The 14,206-nt window shown below is 43.1% G+C and carries 9 protein-coding genes, 2 tRNA genes and 2 pseudogenes; 5 read left to right on the forward strand and 8 right to left on the reverse strand.

Annotation, left to right across the window (positions count from 1 at the left end; all coding sequences use genetic code 11):
* Positions 1-13: 13 nt before the first annotated feature.
* Positions 14-2,347 carry a ribonucleoside-diphosphate reductase subunit alpha gene (locus tag ACUC6J_RS02620; protein ID WP_026065484.1) on the reverse strand — a complete coding sequence of 778 codons (2,334 nt, stop codon included), beginning with the start codon at positions 2,345-2,347 and terminating at the stop codon, positions 14-16.
* A 521-nt stretch (positions 2,348-2,868) separates the two neighbouring features.
* On the opposite strand from ACUC6J_RS02620, the gene ACUC6J_RS02625 reads away from it, so the two are divergent.
* The 3 genes and pseudogenes from ACUC6J_RS02625 to ACUC6J_RS02635 all read left to right on the forward strand — a co-directional run.
* Positions 2,869-3,216: an MTH1187 family thiamine-binding protein gene (locus tag ACUC6J_RS02625; RefSeq protein WP_016819451.1), complete on the forward strand. Its 348-nt coding sequence runs from the start codon at positions 2,869-2,871 to the stop codon at positions 3,214-3,216.
* A 73-nt stretch (positions 3,217-3,289) separates the two neighbouring features.
* Positions 3,290-3,361: transfer RNA gene (locus tag ACUC6J_RS02630), tRNA-Thr, on the forward strand.
* Between the two features lie 66 nt (positions 3,362-3,427).
* Positions 3,428-4,048: pseudogene (locus ACUC6J_RS02635) on the forward strand (transcriptional regulator); the annotation flags it as partial.
* A 565-nt stretch (positions 4,049-4,613) separates the two neighbouring features.
* Here the strand turns inward: ACUC6J_RS02635 and ACUC6J_RS02640 are convergent.
* The 7 genes and pseudogenes from ACUC6J_RS02640 to ACUC6J_RS02670 all read right to left on the reverse strand — a co-directional run bounded on the left by ACUC6J_RS02640 (position 4,614) and on the right by ACUC6J_RS02670 (position 12,303).
* On the reverse strand, positions 4,614-4,961 hold the full coding sequence (locus ACUC6J_RS02640) for a winged helix-turn-helix transcriptional regulator (protein ID WP_019685981.1): 348 nt from the start codon (positions 4,959-4,961) through the stop codon (positions 4,614-4,616).
* Between the two features lie 160 nt (positions 4,962-5,121).
* Positions 5,122-5,868, reverse strand: coding sequence for an SDR family NAD(P)-dependent oxidoreductase (locus ACUC6J_RS02645; RefSeq protein ID WP_031462735.1), 747 nt, complete (start codon positions 5,866-5,868; stop codon positions 5,122-5,124).
* Positions 5,869-6,043: 175 nt separating this feature from the next.
* Positions 6,044-6,508 (reverse strand): HAD-IA family hydrolase, encoded by a 465-nt coding sequence (locus tag ACUC6J_RS02650; RefSeq protein WP_447249704.1) that lies wholly within the window; start codon positions 6,506-6,508, stop codon positions 6,044-6,046.
* Positions 6,509-7,040: 532 nt separating this feature from the next.
* Positions 7,041-7,465: pseudogene (locus tag ACUC6J_RS02655) on the reverse strand (MaoC family dehydratase).
* Positions 7,466-8,321: 856 nt separating this feature from the next.
* Entirely contained in the window at positions 8,322-9,419 is a 1,098-nt protein-coding gene (locus ACUC6J_RS02660; RefSeq protein ID WP_447249705.1) for a GerAB/ArcD/ProY family transporter, read from the reverse strand.
* 28 nt (positions 9,420-9,447) lie between these two features.
* Entirely contained in the window at positions 9,448-10,674 is a 1,227-nt protein-coding gene (locus ACUC6J_RS02665) for a Ger(x)C family spore germination protein (RefSeq protein ID WP_447249706.1), read from the reverse strand.
* A 12-nt stretch (positions 10,675-10,686) separates the two neighbouring features.
* The gene (locus ACUC6J_RS02670; RefSeq protein ID WP_447249707.1) at positions 10,687-12,303 is read right to left on the reverse strand and encodes a spore germination protein; all 1,617 of its coding nucleotides are present in this window, start codon (positions 12,301-12,303) and stop codon (positions 10,687-10,689) included.
* Positions 12,304-12,696: 393 nt separating this feature from the next.
* Between ACUC6J_RS02670 and ACUC6J_RS02675 the strand changes: the two genes are divergently transcribed.
* Positions 12,697-12,757: transfer RNA gene (locus ACUC6J_RS02675), tRNA-Thr, on the forward strand.
* 951 nt (positions 12,758-13,708) lie between these two features.
* Complete coding sequence (locus tag ACUC6J_RS02680) at positions 13,709-14,107, forward strand: YmaF family protein (RefSeq protein ID WP_447249708.1); 399 nt, start codon at positions 13,709-13,711, stop codon at positions 14,105-14,107.
* Positions 14,108-14,206 lie beyond the last annotated feature (99 nt).

Here is a 14,206-nt window from a genome sequence, read left to right on the forward strand (position 1 = left end):
TCTCTCCTTTAGTTTAGGATGCGCAGCTTTCGCATTCTTCAATCGTCAGTGCGCGGCTGCGTACATAATAGGTCGACTTCATACCCGATTTCCAGGCATGAATATGCAGCGCTAAAAATTCGGTAGCTTTAATATCTGGGCGTACATACAGATTAAAGCTTTGACCTTGGTCAATATGACGCTGACGTGCAGAAGCCATGTTGATCGAAGCGTGTTGATCCAGCAAGAAAGCTGTTTTGTAGTACCAGATGGTTTTTTCATTCAAATCTGGTGCAGGGTTAGCGATCTTGTAGGTTGTTTTCTCTTCATAGGAAAGCAACTCATACAGTGGATCAATACTAGCGGTAGAGCCTGCGATAATGGACGTAGAACCGTTAGGCGCAATGGCGAACAGCCATGCGTTACGGACACCGTTTTGTTGGACTTGTTCCGCAAGCTCGCTCCACTCGGACGTAGTGACGAATTTGCCTTCACGTGTACCGTCTGTATAGCCACGGGAAGTGAAATAATGCCCGGTCGACCAGTCAGAACCCTCGAATTTGGCATAACGGCCTTTTTCTTTCGCCAGCTCCATGCTGGATTTTACGGCCAGGTAGTTAATTTTTTCATACAAATGATCATTATAGGTTACCGCTTCATCGGACTCCCAGCGGATGCCCTCAAGTGCGAGCAGATGATGCAGCCCAAATGTACCCAAGCCGACAGCACGATATTGGCTGTTCGTGTATTGGGCTTGCAGCACCTCAATGTTGTTGATATCAATAACATTATCCAGCATACGTACCTGAATCGGTACGAGACGATCCAGTACACCTGCTGGAACGGCACGAGCCAGATGGATGGAGTTCAGGTTGCACACAACAAAGTCGCCAGGAATTTTGGAGATAACGATGCGTGTTTGTCCGTCCTTGGTGACCAGTTCTTCTTTTTCCACTACCGTTGCAGATTGATTTTGCATAATTTCCGTGCACAGGTTGGAGGAATACACCATCCCATGGGCGCGGTTCGGATTAGCACGGTTTACTGTATCACGGTAGAACATGTACGGCGTACCTGTTTCCAGCTGTGATTTCATCAAACGCTTCATGATGTCAATGGCAGGGACCGTAATACGAGAGAGAATCGGATGCTGTGACGCCTCCTCATACTTCTCGCGGAAGGAGCCTGAACCGAAGGCTTCATCATAAAAATCCTCCAGTCCCAGGGGACGACCCTTGTCATCCTTCCAGCCCATCACCTTCTTCACTTCATGCGGACAGAACAGATTCCATTCGCCCCGTGCTTCGACCCGCTCCATGAACAAATCGGGCAGACATACGCCGTGGAACACGTCATGTGCACGCATCCGCTCATCACCGTTGTTCAGCTTCAGGTCCAGGAACGCCAGAATATCCTTGTGGAATACGTCCAGATAAACGGCAATTGCCCCTTTGCGTGTACCCAACTGGTCTACGCTAACAGCTGTATTGTTCAATTGGCGAATCCAAGGGATAACGCCAGAGCTTGTATTTTTATGTCCGCGGATATCGGAGCCGCGCGCCCGTACTTTACCGAGATATACGCCGATGCCGCCGCCCATTTTGCTAAGACGGGCTACATCGGTATTGGAATCGAAAATACCTTCCAATGAATCGTCTACGGTGTCGATAAAGCAGCTGGAGAGCTGTCCGGCTACCTTTTTTCCGGCATTGGACATGGTTGGTGTAGCTGCCGTCATGTACATGTTGCTCATCGCCCAGTATGCTTCCTTGACCAGCTCCATACGCTTGTCGGCCGGCTCTTGATGCATCAGGTACATTGCGATAATCATGTAGCGTTCTTGTGGAAGCTCCATTACGCGTCCGTCAAAATCATTGGCCAAATAGCGCTCAGACAGCGTCAACAGTCCAATATAGTCGAACAGCAGGTCATTCTGCGGCATTATGGAATCGCCGAGCTCATCAATCTGCTCCTTGGTGTAGCAGTCAAGCAGTTCCTGACGGTAGATTCCTTTTTGCACTAGATCGGTGATCAGTGGATAAAAAGCGCCGTAAGGTTCGTCTGCATAGGATTTGTAACGGCGGTGAGTAGCTGCTTTTTTATATAGGGAAGTGAGCAAAGCGCGTGCAGCGGCAAATTTCCAGTCCGGTTCTTCCTTACTAACCAGTTCTAGAGCAGCCATTGCAAATGCGTTGCTAATCTCATCTCCAGTGACTTCGTCCCGGCGGAGCTTACTAGTTACACCGCGAATGAGTCGATCTTTATCCAGCTTGTCCAGCCCGCTGAGTACACGATCAGCATATACGGATATACGTATTTCATCAAAAGCCAACTGGCGATTGTTTGGTTTGGTTACGAGTTGTGGCATAGGATTAATTCCTCGCTTTCTTGATTTGGAATTCATACTTAGGGAATAGGCATGAAAATGATCTGAGAAAAGAAACTGGTGAAAAAAGCGATGATCAGACAGCATTTTGGGGCTGTATGTAATCCAATAACATAGAAATAGCGATGCGCCTGCCAATGAAGGGAAAAAGATGGTTTCCGTAGGAATCATCGGCTACATCACTATATTTAGAGGTGTTATGAATATTTAACCCAACATATTGTGTATATAAACTTAAAATTTCAAATAAGTGCAAGGAGTATTATAGCAACATTCGAAGCCATACGTAAAGGAAAAGGAATGGAAAATCAAAATATGCAGAGAATTCGCGGGCTGTATTTGAATTGAGACGGAGTGAACGGTACAATAAATGATAAAGAGGTTTCCTACTAAAATAAGCCGTATACATATGGAACTTTTTTGAAGAACAAGGTTGCTTTATCGACTGAGTTTTTAGAATTTTAAAAAAGATGATTTTTTCAATTTAAAGGAGGAACTTGGTGATGGCCATTGCAGAAGTGACAGTAATCCCGATTGGAACGGGGAGTACGAGCCTGAGCGACTACGTTGCTCAAATGCAAAAAGTGTTGAAGACGCAAAAGGGAATTACCTATGAACTTACCTCTATGAGTACGATTATTGAAGGTTCGTTGGACGATGTGTTCACTGCTATTGCTGCGCTACACGAAGCGCCATTCCTAGCAGGAGCCAAACGCGTTTCCACCTCAGTCAAAATTGATGATCGCCGTGACAAGCCTTCCTCCAGTCGCCAAAAGCTGCGATCCGTCGCAGATAAGCTATCCGGAACCACGGCAGGGAATGTTACAGAATTAAATCCAAATCTTAGTTGATAAAGTTGATGTAAGAGATTGATTTTTATGTAACTAAGAGTATAATAGTTTTTGTTGTCAGTCACACTGACCTGCTGGTGTAGCTCAGGGGTAGAGCAACGCACTCGTAATGCGTAGGCCGGGGGTTCAATTCCCTTCACCAGCATCTTATAAAACTCAAGCACAGCGCGGCTTCCAAGCTTTTTGGAGGCTGCGCTTTTTTGTGATTTTGGACAATCAACAAGCTCTACAATATACATACGCCTATGCGGACTTGGATTGGGTTAGAGAGACTGATGATGATACCATCTATTGGGTAGAAATGTATCAAGATTGGGCACGATGCAATATTTATGTAAATAAGCTCTTGTCTGGAGATGTCAGCGTGCTCTCAGATTATGTCGAATACATAGCCGAAACAGCAGATACCATGGAAGGTGAGAAACTTTCAAAGCTGTTAAACGTTATGATAGCTGCTAATCAATATAATTTGGATGTTGATGATGTACTTTCAAGGTTTAAAAAAGACATTGATGCCTTTACTCAACTCCTGACATCTACTGATATGTACAGCCAACAAGTAGTACCCGACTACATTGCATGGTTTGGTTACGAACTGGCCTACTATTATTTAAACAGAGAAAGGTACAGTGATGGTTTTAAACAATTGTTATTTGCAATGGTAAAGTCACATATAATAAATAATGAGACTTACTTTATAAATTGTATTGGCTTGTTTATGCGTTTCCAAGTCTATGCGACTCCTGAAATCAAAACAGAGTTCTCCAATCTAATTGAAAAGGTGTGGGTAGGTAATGTTGAGAAAAATAGGACTGTTAATTGTTGCGAGTAGCTTTTTAGCTTTCATGACTGTACCTGGTATCCAGATTCTTGTACAGGTTGGAGGTTCTTAAACGTCATTAAAAAGCTCTGCTAACCTTATGGTCGGCAGAGCTTTTTAGTTGAAAAATTGCTTACAGACGGACATTTAAGGCGGAACTGATATGAATCAACTTTAAATGTATGTTGAAAATAAAGTTTTGATAACTACAATAAAAGAAACAACGGTAGGCTAGGACGAGAAAATATGCCCTAGACTGTCGCTGCTTCATCTGTTTCATTGAACTAACGTTTCCCGTTAGCGTAATGGGTTCATTGTCATTAGCCTCAACCGCTTACCTGTTTGCTCAGACTCCTGGCAACAGCTGGGGCATGATGCTTTTGCCATAATCCAAGACGTACTTATTAATCTCTGAGACAAGTTTTGTGTCCTTAGTTTTGTAGTGCACCTTGTTAATTACGAAGTAACCTGTACTAGAATATTGCTCATCACTCGAAAACATCAACGTAAAACGATAAAACAAAAAAGCCGCTAAAATAGCGACTTCAAATGGGACTATGCTCTTGTCCCCCGACAGTTAATCCAGATACAAAATCTCAATCTCGCCCGGAGCGAAGGATTGCTCTGCGTAATTCCCCCCCCAATCACAAAGCGATCTCAAAATGGGTTCAAGTGATTGACCCAGTTCCGTCGTTGAATATTCCACCTTAGGCGGTACCTGATTGTACATCTTTCTGCGAATTAATCCGTCTGTTTCCAGTTCCCGAAGAGTTTGAATCAGCATCTTTTGCGATATATTATGAACGAGTCGCTTAAGCTCTCCCGTCCGTTTAGGTCCTTTTATTAAATAGTACAGAACAAGCCCCTTCCACTTTCCTCCGATAACCTCTAGTGTAACTTCCAGTTCACAGAAAAATGTTTTCATATCAATGCACCATCTCCCGATCTAAGAATATCCCCTTCATGTATCGCTTGATCCTTCAAGGATCACTGAAGGAAAAATTGAACGTTACATGGAGGGGATAATACAATCGCATTTAAGTTGATTTAAAAATCTTTGTCGTTTGAAAATTATTATGTCCTGGTTAAACTTGAGCTACTCCGCCATCTACGAATAATTCAACGCCGTTCATATAGCTGCTTTCATTAGAGGCTAGGAACATGACAGCATTGGAGATCTCTTCAACCTGCCCCACTCTGCCGAGCGGAATATCATTTTTTGCCTGTTCCAGTAAATGATCTAGTTCAGAGCCAAATAACTCATCGTACGCCGGCGTTACGATTGTTCCCGGACTAAGGATGTTTATACGAATTTCGGTCCCTCTCATATCAAGAATCCAGCTGCGGACGAGCTGTCTGATCGCTGCCTTGGATGCACCATAGATACTAAACGCTGGCATCCCCGTCGAGCCAGCAGTGGATCCCGTTAGAATAATCGAACCTCTTTTATTTGGAAACAAAGCTAATGCCTTTTGTACTGTAAAGATGGTTCCTTTCACGTTGACATCGAAAGTCTTGTAGTAGTGTGCTTCTGTAATTTCTCCTAATGGAAGAAATGACCCTAGTCCGGCATTTGCAAAGAGAATGTCCAAGTGTCCCTTTTCTCGCTTAACTGTTTCGAATAATATATCTAGATCTTCCGATTTAGATATGTCACCTCGGACACCTGTAACATTCTTTCCGATCTGCTTTACTGCTTCATCCAGTTCACGTTGTCTGCGTCCCGTGATAAAAACGTAAGCCCCTTCTTTTACGAACTGTTGTGCCGACGCGAGACCGATGCCGCTTGTACCTCCGGTTACAACTGCTACCTTCCCGTCAAATTTCCCCATTCTATTACACTCCTTTTATAATGATTTATATGGTATAGAATGCTCTGTCTGCTTCATGAACCTCCTATGAACGATAGTATGGGGGAAAAGTTACAAGAAAAACAGTACCCACTTTTTTGTGATATAGTCACCAAAAAGTGACAATTGAGGCGGCACAAGCGTTTGTTTTTACAGCCTAACAGATGGAAGTGAGCTCCATTAAGTTTGAGATTGTATATGTGCTTTTAATTTCTGCCGGACTTATTTGTCCGGTTCTGTTGACCCAACAGGTGTCAATCCCCGACTGAAGACCACCTTTGATATCCGTATTTAATGAATCTCCAATGACAAGCGCATCCTTTCTATTAAATTCTGAAATATGACTTATGACGTAATTGAAAAATTCTTCCTTCGGTTTTTGATAACCAATGCTTTGCGAATCAAAGATATCCTCGAAAAACTTATATAGCCCAGACTGCTTCAAGCGTTTGATTTGCGTGTGAGTAGTACCATTCGTGATTACGAACATTCGATGGGTCTTTGATAAGCGATGACAGACATCCATTGGGCCTTCCATAAGCAATTGGTTTCCATCTCCCAACAATTCTCTATACAAACCTTCCCATTCCAAGCCGACCACGATTTCCCCCATTCTCAACATTGTAAAAGAGGGCTCCATTAATTACTCACCACATGATACCATGTATTTGAACTATCCTGCCCGTTAGCTTAACATCGGATGCCAGCTATTAAGGAACTAGAGATAAAGAAGTGCAAGCGTGCAGAGGACATAAAAGTTAGGTTGCTTGCTTTAGAGCAAGATACCTATATTATAGGGACGGATAATTCCACACTACAGGATATCATCATCTGGAGGGGGGATCACAATCAAAAGAACATCATGCTTGCAGGGGACGAGAAGGGGACTTTAGAGAGCATTAGGGCGAACGTAATTCAATAATTACAGACTTTGGGGGTATGTGGATACTAACGGGAACTGTACCGGAACGCACTCGTTATATATTAATTTAGTAAGAAAGGTGTTCCCCTTTTAATGAGAAGCACCTTTTCAAAATACTTTAAAACTTTTTGAATTTGTGGCTCTTCCAAACCGTTTTTATCTAATCCGGAAGGTTCAGCAGTGATTCCTTTATCAAGTGTCTCCTCAACAAAGGATAGAACAGCCTTTCATTTTATTTATTAACTAAAGCAGACAATTCACCTTCAAAGACTTTCTCTTCTTTGTCATTAAAAGTGGTCAGCAAAACAGTAACTATTCCTGTTTCACTTCGTTTTTCCCTAAGCTCAGTCACCTCCACAATTGTATGTAATTCATCTTCCGGGTACACGGGTTTTATAAATCTGATATTGTTAAAAGCAGTTCCCGCAATGACATCGTCACCATAAATACCTGTTTCAACCCAAAGCTTAAAAGAAACTGCTAGCGTTTGGATTCCTAAGGCGATGATTCCATTAAATCTTCCCCGCATTGCTTTATCTTCGTCCAAGTGCATGTATTGCGGGTCGAACTCAGCTGCAAATCTCGTGATATTCTCTTTAGTTATCTTTATGGACTTGGTTTTAAATGTTTGTCCGACAAAAAATCGTTAAATTTCATAAATGTACTCCTTTGCTGAGATTATGTGCTGGGTGGACTCCATTTAAAATTTATGGCTTGATTATAACACTTGATAATAGTACTTAGTACTAATTATATAAATATGCCCATTTAGAAAAAACACTAGAATATATTGTAGCGACATCAGCGACTAACGAAAACGAGAAGATATCAAATCTGCTCAATGTTATAATTGCCGTAAACCAATGTAGCATAGATGTAGAAGATATACTCCTCGATTTGAAGCGGAGATTAATTCGTTTTCTGAACAGCCTTTATGATTATCGCGGCTAGCTTTTTGTTGTTTATTGTAACTGTGCCTAATCAAGCCTTTAACCACCACCATCGTATCCAGCCTCAAGTTACCATTGGAGGAGCTTAAACGTAAGCAAAGCAAATCCCCGCTAACCTGAACTGGTCGGCGGGGATTTTTGTTGAACAATCTAAGGACAGTATGTTGTACAGTACCCCTTGTACAAATTTATGATTCCCAGAAGTGAAAAATTTATGTGTAATTAAAAGCAATGCTGCATTACAAATAATACAAAATAAGCTGTCTGGTGCACTTCAATGATATGAAGGTCTTTTACTTTTATTTTAGAACAGAAACAGCTACAATTATCGGTTGCTGTCTCCTTGTGTTTATTGAGCATCGTTTCCCGCAAGCCCAATAGTTGATGTTATTAACCCGCTTATTAACCTGCTTATTAACCAAAGGGAAAAATAGGAAACTTCTTGAAGTCTGGTCTGTAGTGCACTGATATGCTTGACCTCTGGTATAGGCATGCATGTTTCTATTTCTACTGACCACTTCAACCGTTGCGGCAAATCAACATGTTCGTGACTACAGCAGCTGCTAATTATAAGCCCTTTTCTTCTTCTTCCGAATTAGCATGGTCAGGAAAAGGAGGACAGGCAGTGCAATCTGAAAGATAGGCCAGATCTGAATCAAAGCTACATGGAGACCGAACCACAAAAATTCAGTTAACCTTGGGGAGAGAAACGTAAGAGCATATATGATGATGCTTAGCAACAGTAACGCAGGCTTATATCTAAAGGGGGTTATCGTTTGAAGCCCTATGACGGCACCAAACATAAAACCCGCCGTTTTGACTCCGATTCCAATAAATAGAATCATCGTAAACAGGACATCAGCTCTCTCAACGATCTTCGGAAGTTGAATTAGTTGAGTAACCTCAAACAAGGGATAAGTGCTTGATGCCGCCCATTCTGGACCTAGAACCAGGACTGATAGTTCATTCATTACGATAAGGAACACAGCAGTGAACCAGTAAGCAATGACGATCGACCGATTTAATTTACGTTTATCCGTGACGATTTTGAATAGCACAAGAAAAAGAACCGTCTGCCCGAAGGGAAAAGACACGATCTCGGGAATGGCAGCCTTCAATACGGGGGTTAAACCGTTCTCCAATACAGGAAACAAAAATTCAAAGTGAATGAGTCCTGTAAAAGGAGTAAGCACTAGTAGAATGCCGTAACCAAACGCCAACAGAAGCAGAAATAAATGACATAGAAGGAACCAGACTCTCGGTCCAAACCAAACTACATCAGCACAGACAATTAACGCTATAAGCGTAATGACTTCAGTAGGGGTTCTGTTCAGCAATGTCAATGCTCCGAGCTCACCCATGTCCCTGACACTCCTGGAAGCTTCGTAAGCAAAGTAACCGATGAACATAAGTCCCCCCAGACTACCTATCCATTTTCCCCAATAATGGCATAGGAGCTCGTACAAATCCCGGTGTGGGTCAAGCTTATGCATGTATAAGTACATCATAAGCAGTACGAAGCCTGCAAGTGCACCGATCAGCATGGCTAGCCATGCATCCTGCTTGGCTTTAGCTCCCAATAGGAATAACGTTGTACTGCCTACCTGAAACAAGGAAAAGGCGATAGCTAACCCGGATACCTTGGTGACGGTTTTATTCATACTGTTTAAGCCCCTTTATACAAATGGGTTAGGATTGACTTCCGATATGCTTCTGTAGGAGGCCAGGACGCTGAATCCGTGCATCCACTCGAATGTCCAGTTCTATCTTCTTGAATTCCTGATCCCAGTCTTTTTTCACAGTCTCCCACTCCCATGGGAACCTCCGGTGAATCCGGTCAGCAAAACCAGTTGCGTCTACACCAAGTTCCTGAAGTTTAGCCCAGCCCTCATTTATCGTACTGGTCACTTCTTTTGCAATCTCTTCTTCCAGATCATGTATGGTCTTCGTCTTGGACATATCCTTAGTGCATGTAGTTTCATTTAAAGTCCCGTTAATTTTCACTCTAACCTGCATAGTGTAATGAGAACTCGTTTTTCTGGGTGTAAGCTTTACATTAGCAGAGTTTACTATTATGGAAGAGTACATTTCCCTGCCGGGTTGTTCGCTGCATGAGAACGAAATTTCGGTGTTGTTAACTTTTTGAGACAGATAAGATACACCCAGACTCTCTTCCTTGTTGAGAAACCCTTTGAGCTTTCCTTTTTGGAATACCGCCAATTTAGTCAGTGCCAGCTTGAGCGGGGCCGAGGTTTTTTTGAAGACATCCAGACTCTCTGCTTCCTTTTCATCCTGATAATCCCTTTCTCCGATCATCTCGGCGACAGGTACTCCAATAGATTTGGAATCCGAGTTCATGCTTAATACGAAATCATAAACCCTAACTTTCGGAAATACCGATAAAATATCGCTCTCTTTGTCGACCAATTCAGCCATGGCGGCGCCTTGAAGTTTATCAGGCGGCAACAATTTCTTTAATAGATCGGATGCTAGTCCATCCGTTACAATCATATTTACCATCTCCCTCGCTTCTGTATTACGAAGATAAAAATCGATTAAACGGTCCATTCCTTTCTCAGCCGCTCTTTTACCGATAAATACAACACGATTATGTGCTAAGTAAATTTGTCTTGATGTTTTCAAATTGCTGTACGATAAGGCCTGGTTATAGGTTTTGGACTTTACTGAGAATACATGGGATGCCGGTTGAGAAGACCCTCCCGTTCCTCCTCCGGTACCACTTGCAAGGGAGGAGGGAATAATAATCTGATAGGACATCATCCACTGTCCGTCGTCCATCATATCTACTCCTGTAGCCGCAGTTACCCACAGCTCATTCAGTTCGACTCGGTTCCAGCAACCTGCCAAAATGAATAATATGACCAAAGCAAAAATAAACCTGCCTAATTGGGACATATCGGTTCCTCCTTACGCCATGGGATCTCGTCCGTGTTCCCCCGCCTGTTCTGCAAATGATTCCTGTTCCGTTGCCTGTCTTACTGGATTGACATCCCCAATCCTTTCCGGCCGTTTCTTCATCTTCCACCAAGGTACACGCACAAACAGGTCTTTCATATTGCTCGTATAGAAAGGTGCGAGCGGCATCATATAAGGAACGCCGAACGAATTCACAGATACTAATCGAACGAGGATGGGAACCAAGCCCGCCAAAACGCCGTATAATCCAAATAAACCCGCTAACAGCATGAGTCCAAACCTGAGCAAACGAACAGCCCCCGCCATATTGATCGCAGGTAGTACAAAGTTGCAGATAGCTGTGAATGAAACCACAATCACCATAGCTGCGGAAACCAATCCCGCCTGTACAGCAGCTTGTCCAAGAACCAATGCCCCAACGATAGAGATTGCAGGCCCTACGGCGCGCGGCATTCGTACTCCTGCTTCGCGAATAACCTCGAAGGTCAGCTCCATTAGCAATGCTTCAAGCAGGGCTGGCAATGGTGTATTCTCTCTCTGTGCAGCCAAAGTGATGAGCATTGTTGTAGGCAGCATTTCCTGGTGAAACGTAGTTGTTGCAATAAAGAATGAGGGTAATAGCAATGCCAAGAAAAAGGATGCCATCCGAACGATTCGAAGAAAAGATGCCAGATCATAACGTTGGTAGTAGTCTTCACTGGATGCGATGAACCGAAATAAGGTTACGGGAGCAATCAGTACAAATGGAGTCCCATCAACCAATATCGCTACTAACCCTTCGAGCAAGCTGCCTGCAACAGTATCCGGGCGCTCAGTGTTATATATGGTTGGAAAGGGTGTCCATACCCCATCTTGAATAAATTCCTCGATATATCCACTTTCGAGAATACTATCAGTGTTGATGGAATCTAATCGTCTGGAGATTTCCTTAACTACCTCTGGTTCTGCAATGCCTCGAATATATGCCACCGATACCTTCGTCTGCGTGTATGATCCGATAATTCGAGAATCAAAGTGGAGTTCAGTTGATTTGATCCTTCTCCGGAGGAGTGCAATATTGGTGGATATATCCTCCGTAAACCCCTCTTTAGGGCCGCGAATTACTGTCTGCGATGTTGGCTCCTCAACCGCTCTTTTAGCCCCCCCGCTGATAGAAGCAGCAAAGGCCTTGGTGCTTCCTTCGACAAGGAGAGCCACCTGTCCATAAAGAACGGCATGGATAAGTGCTTTCTCATTTTCAAGACAAGTTATACCCCCAATAGGAATACGATCCATCAACCAACTTTCAACATTACGATCAGAGAGATCCCCATTTCGAATACCTGCAGTGAGCTCCTCCAGCAGTGTCGTTAAAATTTGCTGATCAATCAAGCCTTGAAGAAAACCTACAGCGAGAACCGGATTGCCCTGTTTATCGTTCAAACAACGAAGAATGAAATCCGTGCTATGTCCTATTTTCTGCTTCAGCATGGTCACGTTGTCCTTAAGCGTGCCACTCAGCTCTTTGGATATTTTAGTCGATTTTTCGTCATTAACTGGTTCAGAGTTCATGCCATTTTTAGATCGTGAAGGCTGTTTAAACAGCCATTTTTTTAACTTGTCAACCATGCCATATAGTTCCCTTCTAGATATCGGTCAACTGTAATATGCTGCTATTCCACAGTTTATATGTACTGTTCTTGTCAAAAGATGGTCGCCTACCAATCCATTGCAACTATGTTTATATTGTGGAGAGGTCCATTAGCTTAACGTCGCCGTTCAGTCTACAAGCTTTCAGCAGACAGCCGTAAGATGCCATCTATTAAGGAGCTGGAAGCGTACAGAGGACATAATAGTTAGGTTTATGGGGGCGGATAACTATACTACGGGATATCGTCATCTGGAGGGCTGGGATTACAATCAAAAGAACATCATGCTCGCAGGAGACGAGAAGGGGACTTTGGAGAGCATTAGGGCGAACGTAATTCAATAATTACAGACTTTGGGGGTATGTGGGTACTAACGGGAACTGTACCGGAACGCACTCGTAATGCGCAGGCCGGGGGTTCAATTCCCTTCACCAGCATCTTATAAAATTCAAGTACAGCGCAGCTTCCAGGCTTTTTGGAGGTCGCGCTTTTTTGTTGGAGCGAGCATTTTTCTAACGTTCCCTTATGGTGGATGAATACCGAAAGCGGGTTGCACCAATGGCTGCCAAGTGGAATGAATAGCGCAAAAGCAAAGTCAATACGGTACCGCCGAAAGATGGGGAGCCAGTAAACGGTCAGCAAGAAGAACAACAACATGACGACGGTGTCGCGATGAAGGAAAGACATGGATGCAGATAAGCATCGGCTTGAGCAGCGGCCAGATAAGGATTCCAAAGCTGGGCTAAAACACAAATATTAACTATGCATTAACGCCTAAGGGAAAATTGAATAGCATACACCGTAACGAAAAAATTCCTGAGGGAGTGGGTAAAATGAAGAATGCAAATCAGAATAGACAAAGTGGGAAACGTGGGTTAGGAGGACCGACGTATCTACTAAATCCAAATCAAGTGGCCTCGTTTATAAATCAAACTGTTGACTTTACACTTAATAGTGGGCAAAGAGTTTGTAGAGTCTTTATACATTCTGTATCACCCGAGACTAACCCTCAAAACTCAACTTATGGAGACTTCACTTATCTAGTTTTCCAAAATGGGAAGTTCTATATGATATCAAATAATGCAGCTAACATCTCACAAATAGGATTGGCCGGTTCGATTTGTATGTAAAATAAAGTGAGCACTCTAAACGGAGTGCTTTTTCTTTTGCATTTATACGACAGGATGTAAGCCATTTTGAGTGCTCTTTCCGTTACATGGGAATGCCGGAAGGAGTGCAGAAGAGAACAGAGAGAGGGCATGCACACGCTCTGACAGCCTATTAGCCACCCACTCGAATAGTGGAAATCAACTCCAATAGCCTTTTGAACATTTACACTACCTCTTTCATAGTATATGGCAGTTGATAAAGAGAGGAGGCTACTGATGGAAATACCAATAACAGGTTTTGTTGTTCATTCCGGTGATTCCGGCTCTAACCATTCGCATAAGCTTTTTATTAGTTCGTGGGATGGTAGACCAGTTAATGTTCACGTCCATCTTTTTAAAGGGAATACATCACTTGATGTGGGACACTACCATCATTACGCTGGGGTAACAGAACCAGCTCCAAGTGGTGTTCCGCATGTTCATAATTATTATGCAGAAACATCATTTAACGATCAACATACGCATTTAATTAGAGGAACTACAGGACCAGCCATTCCCTTGACTGGTGGTGGGCATTATCATCATTTTGAAGGGTATACAACAGTAAACGGTAGAATTCCTCATGCCCATAGGTACAGTGGAAATACTGGAGATGAGAAAGAATATCGACATTAATCAATTAGAAAAACTCAACCCGCTACAAATAGTGGACTGATAGAGTTGGTGCTGACGCTTAGATAGCAATTTGGATGGGAGTTTCAATTTAGAAAGCAC

It is taken from the genome of Paenibacillus sp. JJ1683, assembly GCF_053006485.1.

Bases quoted from the DNA above. Each gene is read 5' to 3' on its own strand.
- ACUC6J_RS02680 (WP_447249708.1), top strand. From the start codon at position 13,709: ATGGAAATACCAATAACAGGTTTTGTTGTTCATTCCGGTGATTCCGGC.
- ACUC6J_RS02620 (WP_026065484.1), bottom strand. From the start codon at position 2,347: ATGCCACAACTCGTAACCAAACCAAACAATCGCCAGTTGGCTTTTGAT.
- ACUC6J_RS02670 (WP_447249707.1), bottom strand. From the start codon at position 12,303: ATGGTTGACAAGTTAAAAAAATGGCTGTTTAAACAGCCTTCACGATCT.
- ACUC6J_RS02660 (WP_447249705.1), bottom strand. From the start codon at position 9,419: ATGAATAAAACCGTCACCAAGGTATCCGGGTTAGCTATCGCCTTTTCC.
- ACUC6J_RS02625 (WP_016819451.1), top strand. From the start codon at position 2,869: ATGGCCATTGCAGAAGTGACAGTAATCCCGATTGGAACGGGGAGTACG.
- ACUC6J_RS02665 (WP_447249706.1), bottom strand. From the start codon at position 10,674: ATGTCCCAATTAGGCAGGTTTATTTTTGCTTTGGTCATATTATTCATT.
- ACUC6J_RS02640 (WP_019685981.1), bottom strand. From the start codon at position 4,961: ATGAAAACATTTTTCTGTGAACTGGAAGTTACACTAGAGGTTATCGGA.
- ACUC6J_RS02645 (WP_031462735.1), bottom strand. From the start codon at position 5,868: ATGGGGAAATTTGACGGGAAGGTAGCAGTTGTAACCGGAGGTACAAGC.
- ACUC6J_RS02650 (WP_447249704.1), bottom strand. From the start codon at position 6,508: ATGTTGAGAATGGGGGAAATCGTGGTCGGCTTGGAATGGGAAGGTTTG.